Source organism: Protofrankia sp. Cas8, assembly GCF_963555845.1.
GTDB lineage: Bacteria > Actinomycetota > Actinomycetes > Frankiales > Frankiaceae > Protofrankia.
The window spans coordinates 1-7,599 of record NZ_CAUVXI010000241.1; the positions used below are offsets into that span (position 1 = coordinate 1).

Below are 7,599 nucleotides of genomic sequence, written 5' to 3' on the forward strand. Positions count from 1 at the left end.
ATCGACCGGGACATTTCCGCGCGGCCATGAGCGCCGCGAATTGTTCACCGGACAGTAGACCTCCTGTGCGGCTGGAGCCGCCACCGGTCAATAGCCTTCTCGCCGCCCGACCCACTTTCTCCTACCGTCCATCGGGGCCGCCGACGGCGCCCGCGGCATATGCAGCAGCGATCGCGCAGTCGTCGGCCGACCCACTCAGAACGGAGCAGCATGAGCTTTCTCTCGTCCCGACGCGCCCGCTGGGGCGTCGTCGGTGTCGCCGGTGTAGCCGCGGCGACGTTAGCCTTCGTGATGCCGGCGGCGGCTTCGCAGTCGAACCAGGGGCGCCGCGGCTCCCAGGTCGAGGTACAAATACTCGGGTTCAACGACTTCCACGGCAATCTGCGTCCGCCGACCGGTAGCGGCGGGCGGATCGGTGGCGTGGACGCGGGTGGCGCCGTCTATCTCGCGACCTGGTTGAAGAAGCTTCGGGAAGGTAACCCCAACTCCGTCACCGTCTCCGCCGGTGACAATGTCGGCGCCAGCCCGTTGATTTCTGCTCTCTTTCACGACGAGCCGACGATCAACATCTTCAACGAGATGGGCGTCGACATCAGCAGCGTCGGGAACCACGAGTTCGACGAGGGCAAGGACGAACTGCGCCGGTTGCAGCGCGGCGGCTGCAACCCGGTGGACGACTGCCAGCTCGGGTGGTTCGGCGGCGCGGATTTCGAATACCTCGCGGCCAACGTCATCGACGTACATCGGGACCGGCCGCTGTTCAAGCCGTGGACGGTACGGCGATTCCAGGGCGTACCGGTCGGGTTCATCGGAATGACCCTGAAGGACACCCCGACCATCGTCACCGCCGAGGGCGTCAAGGGCCTGCGTTTCGATGACGAGGTGGCTACGGCGAACGCCGCCGCCGCCCAGCTCAAGCAGGCTGGCGTACACACGATCGTGCTTCTCATCCACCAGGGCGGGGCGCAGGCAAGCACCGGTACCTATGACGGCTGCACCGGCCTTTCCGGACCGATCGTCGATATCACCAAGAAGCTGGACCCGGAAATCTCGGCGGTCGTTTCCGGCCACACCCACCAGGCATACAACTGTGTCGTGGACGGTCACCTGGTCACTCAGGCCGCTTCCTTCGGCCGGGCCCTCACCGACATTCACCTGACCATCGACAGGCAGTCGGACACCGTCGTCAGCGCCACCGCCGCAAATCACATTGTGACGCGCGACGTCACTCCTGACCCCGATGTCAGCGAACTCGTGGACGAGTACGGTGCGAAGTCCGCGACTCTGGAAAACAGGGTCATCGGACGCATCACCTCCGACCTCACCCGTACCGCCTCACCGGCTGGCGAAACCCCGATGGGCGATGCCATCGCCGACGCGCAGCTGGCCGCGACGAGCTCCGCGACCACCGGTGGCGCGGTTGCCGCGTTCATGAACCCCGGCGGTGTGCGGGCGGACCTCACCTACGCCCCGTCCGGTGCCGAACAGCCCGGTGAGGTGACCTACGGCGAGGCCTTCACCGTTCAGCCGTTCAACAACCTGCTCACCGCGATGACCATCAGCGGGGACGCCATCAAGCGGGTGCTGGAACAACAGGCTACGACCAACCGGATTCTCCAGCCCGCCGGAATCACCTACAGCTACAGTGCAGGCGCACCCGTCGGCTCGAAGGTGAGCAACGTGGTCATCGGCGGGCAGCCGCTGAACCCCGCGGCCTCCTACCGGATCACTGTCAACAACTTCCTCGCCGGCGGCGGTGACGGGTTCACCGTCTTCACCGAGGGCACCGACAAGGTAAACCAGGGCATCGACCTGGATGCGTTCGCCGCCTACCTGGCTGCCAACTCACCGCTGGCACCGCCGGTCACCAACCGGATCACGCTGGTGCCGTAACAGTCGATCCCCGCGTCCGGTCCTGGTCTGCCTCAGCGGGCACCAGGCCCGGACGCTCTACCGCATGATGATTCGCCCGACCGGCTAGGATCTTGAACCCGGAGGTGGCAGTCCCGTGCGGATCGCGCTCAGCCAGATCGTCGCCGACCTCGACCCGAAGGCGAACCTCGACATCGTCCATGGCCAGGCGCTCCACGCGGCCGAGCAGAACGCGCGGATCGTGGTCTTCCCCGAGGCGACGATGGCCCGCTTCGGAGTGCGGCTGCGACCCGTCGCCGAACCGTTGGACGGCCCCTGGGCCGGCGACGTTCGCCGGATCGCGGCGGAGGCGGGCATCGTGGTCGTCGCCGGGATGTTCACCCCCGCGCCCGACGGGCGTGTCACCAACACGCTGTTGGTCACCGGGCCCGGCGTCGATACAAGCTACGACAAGATCCATCTGTACGACGCGTTCGGCTTCACCGAATCCCGCACGGTCGCCCCCGGATCCCAGGTGGTGACCGTGGACGTCGACGGGGTCCGGATCGGCCTCGCCACCTGCTACGACGTACGCTTCCCCGAGCTGTTCCGCGCCCACGCCGACGCCGGTGCCCTGGTCTGCCTGCTGCCGGCGTCGTGGGGCGCTGGACCGGGTAAGCGTGAGCAGTGGGACCTGCTGATCCGCGCTCGGGCACTCGACGCCACCGTCTGGCTCGCCGCCGTGGGTCAGGCCGATCCGAGCTCGGTCGGTGTCGAGACGTCCGCGACCGCTCCCACCGGCATCGGCTTCAGCGCCGTCGTCGGCCCCGACGGCTCGATCCGTGAGCAGCTCGGCGCCGAACCCGGCATGATCATAGCGGAGCTGGACATCGACGAGGTCACGGCAGTGCGCCAGAAGATCGCGGTCCTTGACAACCGTCGGCTCGGACGGCCCGAGCCACCCGCGTAGGCTTCAGCTGCCCGACACGAACATACGTGGAGCGACCGGCAACAGGGACGCTCTTAGCCCGACTCGTCGGTCCACGGGGCGAGCGCACGCGTTATGAACGTCGGCAGGGCCGCCTCCTCCTTGTCCAGCGTGAGCAGCATCGGTACATAAACCCTGCCCGCCGGGTCGTCGTCCGTGTCGGATTCCGGGTCGCCGATCAGCGTGAAGCCGTGGCGGACGTAGATACCTACCGCGGCCGTGTTGTCGGGCACAACCCATAGTCGGACGCCGATCGCGCCGACTGTTCGGGCCCATTCCACGGCGGCGTCGAGCAGAGCGTCGGCCGCCCCGGTACCGCGCAGGGCCGGCGCGACCCACATCGCGGCCACTTCACGGAACTCCGGCGCCAGCGACGGCTGGTAGACGTCGACCATGCCCATCGGTTCGTTGCCCATCGGTTCGTTCCCCCGCTCCAGGAGGAACGTCGCGTGCGCATCACCTGCGGCGTTGCGCCGCGCGCGAGCCCGCCAGTCCGCACGAGGACGGGCGCTCTCATCCGCCAAGGTCTGCCAGAAGGACCCGGGCGCATCGGCCAGCGCCGCCAGGCGGACGCCGCGTAACCGCTCGCCGTCATCGGGCCCGATGCGACCTACGTGGACGGTCAGGAGAAGAGCGCCCGGACGTCGTCCGCGTCGAGACTCGAACCGAACGCGTCGCCATCATCCATGACGCTGGAGAACAATTCGGCTTTCCTGGCCTTCAGCGCCATCACTTTCTCCTCGATGGTGTCCTTGGCGACGAGTCGGTAGACCATGACGTTCTTGGTCTGCCCGATGCGGTGTGTGCGGTCCACCGCCTGCGCCTCGGTTGCGGGGTTCCACCACGGGTCGAGCAGAAAGCAGTAGTCGGCCTCGGTGAGGTTCAGACCGAATCCGCCGGCTTTCAGGCTGACGAGGAACACCGGGGCTGACCCCGTCTTGAACCGTTCGAGCACTGCCGGTCGGTTACGGGTCCTGCCGTCGAGGTAACAGTATTCCACGCCGACGGCGGACAACCGGTCGCGTACCTTACCGAGAAATCTGGTGAACTGGCTGAAGACCAAGGCCCGGTGGCCGCCGTCGATGACGTCGCTGAGCTGCTCGAGCAGGGCGTCGATCTTGGCGCTCGGAATGTCGTCATGACCGTCGTCCACGAGTCCGGCGTGCAGGCTGAGCTGGCGTAGCAGGGTCAACGAACGCAGGATCGTGAAGCGGTTCTTGTTCATGTCCGTCACCAGGCCCAGAACCCTCTCCCGTTCCCGTTGCAGGTGGGTCTGGTACAGCTTCCGGTGCCGCGAATGCAGGTCCACCTCGAGAACCTGTTCCTGCTTCGGTGGAAGTTCAGGCGCGACCTGTTCCTTGGTACGGCGCGTCATCAGCGGTCGGATCCGCCGGCGAAGCTGCGCGAGCAGCTCGGCGTCGTGCTCCTTTTCAATGGGCTGGGCGTAGTAGTCACGAAATCGTGTCGGGCTCGGGAACAGACCGGGCGCGGTGACCGACAGGAGCGACCACAGCTCCATCAGGTTGTTTTCCATCGGGGTCCCGGTGACGGCCAGTTTGAAAGTCGCCGGAAGCAGTCGAGCGCACTGGTACGCCTTTGACTGGTGGTTCTTGACGACCTGGGCCTCGTCGAGAACCAGACCGGACCACGGGAGGTCCGCGTACTTGTCATACTCGAGCCGAAACAACGTGTACGAGGTGACGACCAGGTCTGCGCGTGACACCGCCTGTTCGAGAGGGTCGCCGCGGCGTCGCTCCGTGTCAGAAATCGTCACTGTCCGCAAACCGGGTGCGAACCGTGCCGTTTCCGCGGCCCAGTTCGCCACGACGCTCGTCGGCGCGACGACGAGGAACGGCGCGAGTTCGGGGGCGACCTGCTTCGCGTGGCAGACCAGCGCCAGCGTCTGCAGCGTCTTGCCCAGGCCCATGTCGTCGGCGAGCACCCCACCCAGCTGGTACTGCCACAGAAACGCCAGCCAGCGGAAACCCTCGAGCTGGTACGGCCGCAGCGTCGCCGCGAGCGTCGAAGGCGGCTCATACTGATCCACCGCGCTCAGCGACAGCAGCCCCGTCACCTGTTGGCGCCATGAGTGCGCCTGACGCTCGACCACGCCGAGCTCGGCCAGCTCGTCCCACAGCCCGGCCTGGAACCTGCTGATCCGCAGCTGACCGGCGGGTCGGTCCTGCAGCGCCCGCGCCTCTTCGATCAGCCGCCGCAAAGCCTGCAGCTCGGGCTTGTCCAAACTGAAATAGGCGCCGTCGGCGAGGAGCAGGTGCGACTGGCCCCGACCCAGCGCCAGGAAGACGTCCGCGAACGGCACCTGACGACCTTCCACGGAGATGGTGACCCCGAGGTCGAACCAGTCGGTCTCACCCACCACGTCATCGGTCGACAGGCCGATACGCAGCGAGTCGCCCGCCTCCCGGTAGTCGACAGGCTCGCCGCTGACCTCGACGACAACCCCGGGACGCCCCGCCAGCCACGGAAGCAGCTCCGTCGTCACGCGCATCGTGTCGGTACCGCGCAGCCGCACCCGCGACGGCAGGGTCAGCTCCGGGGTCAGTTCCGCGGTCAGCTCCGGGGTCAGCTCCTCGCCTGCGAGCCCCGGCCCGACGCAGAGCACGGCCGCCGCATCGGGGGGCAGGTCCAGCGCGGCCAGCACATCCCGCTCCTGGCGCGGGTCCCGGAATCCCTCCGGCGCCGCGTCGCGCAACGGTACGCGTATCCGCCGTCCGCCGAGGTCATACTCCCACTCCACGTTGAGGTCGAGGTCGTGGTCATCACCGTAGGCGGCACGCAGCACCAGGGTCGGCGGCACCACCTCCGGCGGTACGAACGACCCGTCACGGGACAGCACCGGGGCCAGCCGGCGCAACCGCGGGTAGAACTCCGTCCGGAACCGGTCCTCCTCGACAGTTGGGACCTCCAGGCTCCGGTTTCCCACGGCCATCCGCTGCAGCGCCGGCGGCACCGGCTCGACGAGACGAGCCAGCCGCACGTGCCAGTCGCGGTGGTCCTCAGACGCCCGGATCTCCGCCCGATCGACGTAGATGACACCGTGGCCGTCGCCGCCGATGAACGAGAACACCGCGGCCTCGGCTTCGGCCGACCCTTCGATGCGAAGCAGGGGTGCGACGATCAAGGATTCCGAGCTCGCGTCGCGCATCACGTCCACACACAGTTCGGCGAGGCCGTAACGGTCCACGTCGCCGAGCTTCTTCCTCGCGTGGACGAACCGGAGGCCGACCGCCGCGGCCGCGTCGAGCATCGGCCAGAGTTGGTGGCTCCCGAATGCGGAAAGGTCGAGCCGCTTCGGCCCGCTGTGAGAGTAGTACGAGTAGTCGTACCGGTCCTGTCGGGCCCTGTACAGGGCGAACATCTCCTGCAGCACCTGGACGTGCGCCGGGGAGAACTCACCGACCTTGTACGACGCATTCAGCTCGTCCCACCCGACGGCGGCGACCCAGCCGTTCTTTCCCGGCTTGACCAGCCGAGCCGTCACCTTCAGGCCCAACTCGGTGGTGGCGGCGCCGGCCGACGGATACGCCGCGAAACTCAGCTCGACGGCCAACGGCGTCGTCCCGCGGCCTGTCCACGGATGGCCGCTCTCGGGGACGGGTGGAGAGTCGAGCAGCTCCCCCAACGACTGGACCCACACCTGCGACGGTGGCGCTCTCACCGGCATCCCATTCCAGCGTCGTGACCACATCGTGCCGTGCGCCGCGGATACTCCTGGCATCCGGATGGCCCCTGACAGCCATCCGCAGACCAGCGGTACCGGACCTTTACCACGGTACCGGGTAGCTGCGACGACGCTCGGATCATGTTCGCGAAGGTAGCAGATTGTGGCAGGACGTCCTGTCGCGGCTACCCGCCAGCTCGAGGAGGACCACAGTCGATGTGCAGGACAAACAACGCCACGGCGTCGCACGCCTAAGATCGCCCGGAATGGAGATCGCCCGCTCCGCCACCATGACGTCGAAGCAGTACTACCCATGTACTACCCATGTACTACACTGGGCTCATGGAACAGGTACCCGTGCGGGTGCTCAATCAGGACACCGCAGGCGTCCTGGCGCGTGTCGAACACGGCGAGACCGTCGAAATCACCCGACACGGCAAGGTGATCGGCCGAATCGTGCCGGCAACCCCCGGGGAACTGGACGACCTGATCGCAGCGGGCAAGGTCGCCCCAGCCACCGTCACCGGCCCGTTCATCGCACCGCAGGGCCCACTGATCAATGGCCTGGAAGCCGGTGCGCTGATCCGACAACTCCGCGACGAGGAACGCTGGTGATCTATCTGGACACCTCCGCGATCGTAAAGCTGATCAGACCCGAGCTAGAGAGCGACGAGCTGACCGAATGGCTCAACTCTCGGCAGACCGAGCATGTGATCACCTCCAAACTCGCCGAAGTCGAAGTCCCACGGGCGTTACGCCGGGAGGAACCGGCACGGCTGGCAGCGGTGCCAAGCGTCCTTGCCCATCTTGACCGCCTCGACATCGACGACGCCATCCGAGCCACCGCGGGCGCCTACCCGTTCCCCCACCTGCGGTCACTGGACGCCATCCACCTGGCCACCGCGGACCAGCTCGTCGCGTCCGGAAAGACGATCAGCGCCTTTGTGACATACGACAAACGCCTGGCCATCACCGCCGGAGAAATCGGCCTGGTCACAGCAGCGCCCGGCGGCGGATTCAACGGCGGCCAGGTCTCGCGGTAGGCGTCGATGTCGCGGACCCCCTGCTGCGCCGTCTA

General features: G+C 67.1%; 6 protein-coding genes. 4 read left to right on the forward strand and 2 right to left on the reverse strand.

Annotated features, from left to right (window positions below):
• The first annotated feature begins 210 nt into the window (after positions 1-210).
• Positions 211-1,893: a bifunctional metallophosphatase/5'-nucleotidase gene (locus tag U9977_RS23780; RefSeq protein WP_322751510.1), complete on the forward strand. Its 1,683-nt coding sequence runs from the start codon at positions 211-213 to the stop codon at positions 1,891-1,893.
• A gap of 115 nt (positions 1,894-2,008) precedes the next feature.
• On the forward strand, positions 2,009-2,821 hold the full coding sequence (locus U9977_RS23785; RefSeq protein ID WP_322751511.1) for a carbon-nitrogen hydrolase family protein: 813 nt from the start codon (positions 2,009-2,011) through the stop codon (positions 2,819-2,821).
• Positions 2,822-2,874: 53 nt separating this feature from the next.
• On the opposite strand, the gene U9977_RS23790 is transcribed toward U9977_RS23785, so the two are convergent.
• Both U9977_RS23790 and U9977_RS23795 read right to left on the reverse strand, forming a co-directional pair.
• Complete coding sequence (locus tag U9977_RS23790; RefSeq protein ID WP_322751512.1) at positions 2,875-3,363, reverse strand: GNAT family N-acetyltransferase; 489 nt, start codon at positions 3,361-3,363, stop codon at positions 2,875-2,877.
• A 98-nt stretch (positions 3,364-3,461) separates the two neighbouring features.
• Positions 3,462-6,518: a DEAD/DEAH box helicase gene (locus tag U9977_RS23795; RefSeq protein WP_322751513.1), complete on the reverse strand. Its 3,057-nt coding sequence runs from the start codon at positions 6,516-6,518 to the stop codon at positions 3,462-3,464.
• A 345-nt stretch (positions 6,519-6,863) separates the two neighbouring features.
• Between U9977_RS23795 and U9977_RS23800 the strand changes: the two genes are divergently transcribed.
• Both U9977_RS23800 and U9977_RS23805 read left to right on the forward strand, forming a co-directional pair.
• Positions 6,864-7,136: a type II toxin-antitoxin system Phd/YefM family antitoxin gene (locus tag U9977_RS23800; protein WP_416210368.1), complete on the forward strand. Its 273-nt coding sequence runs from the start codon at positions 6,864-6,866 to the stop codon at positions 7,134-7,136.
• Positions 7,133-7,564 (forward strand): type II toxin-antitoxin system VapC family toxin, encoded by a 432-nt coding sequence (locus U9977_RS23805; RefSeq protein WP_322751515.1) that lies wholly within the window; start codon positions 7,133-7,135, stop codon positions 7,562-7,564. Before U9977_RS23800 ends, U9977_RS23805 begins: the two co-directional genes overlap by 4 nt.
• Positions 7,565-7,599: the final 35 nt, after the last annotated feature.

Excerpts from the sequence above, each read along its gene's own strand:
- U9977_RS23780 (WP_322751510.1), top strand. The coding sequence starts at position 211 with ATGAGCTTTCTCTCGTCCCGACGCGCCCGCTGGGGCGTCGTCGGTGTC.
- U9977_RS23800 (WP_416210368.1), top strand. The coding sequence starts at position 6,864 with ATGGAACAGGTACCCGTGCGGGTGCTCAATCAGGACACCGCAGGCGTC.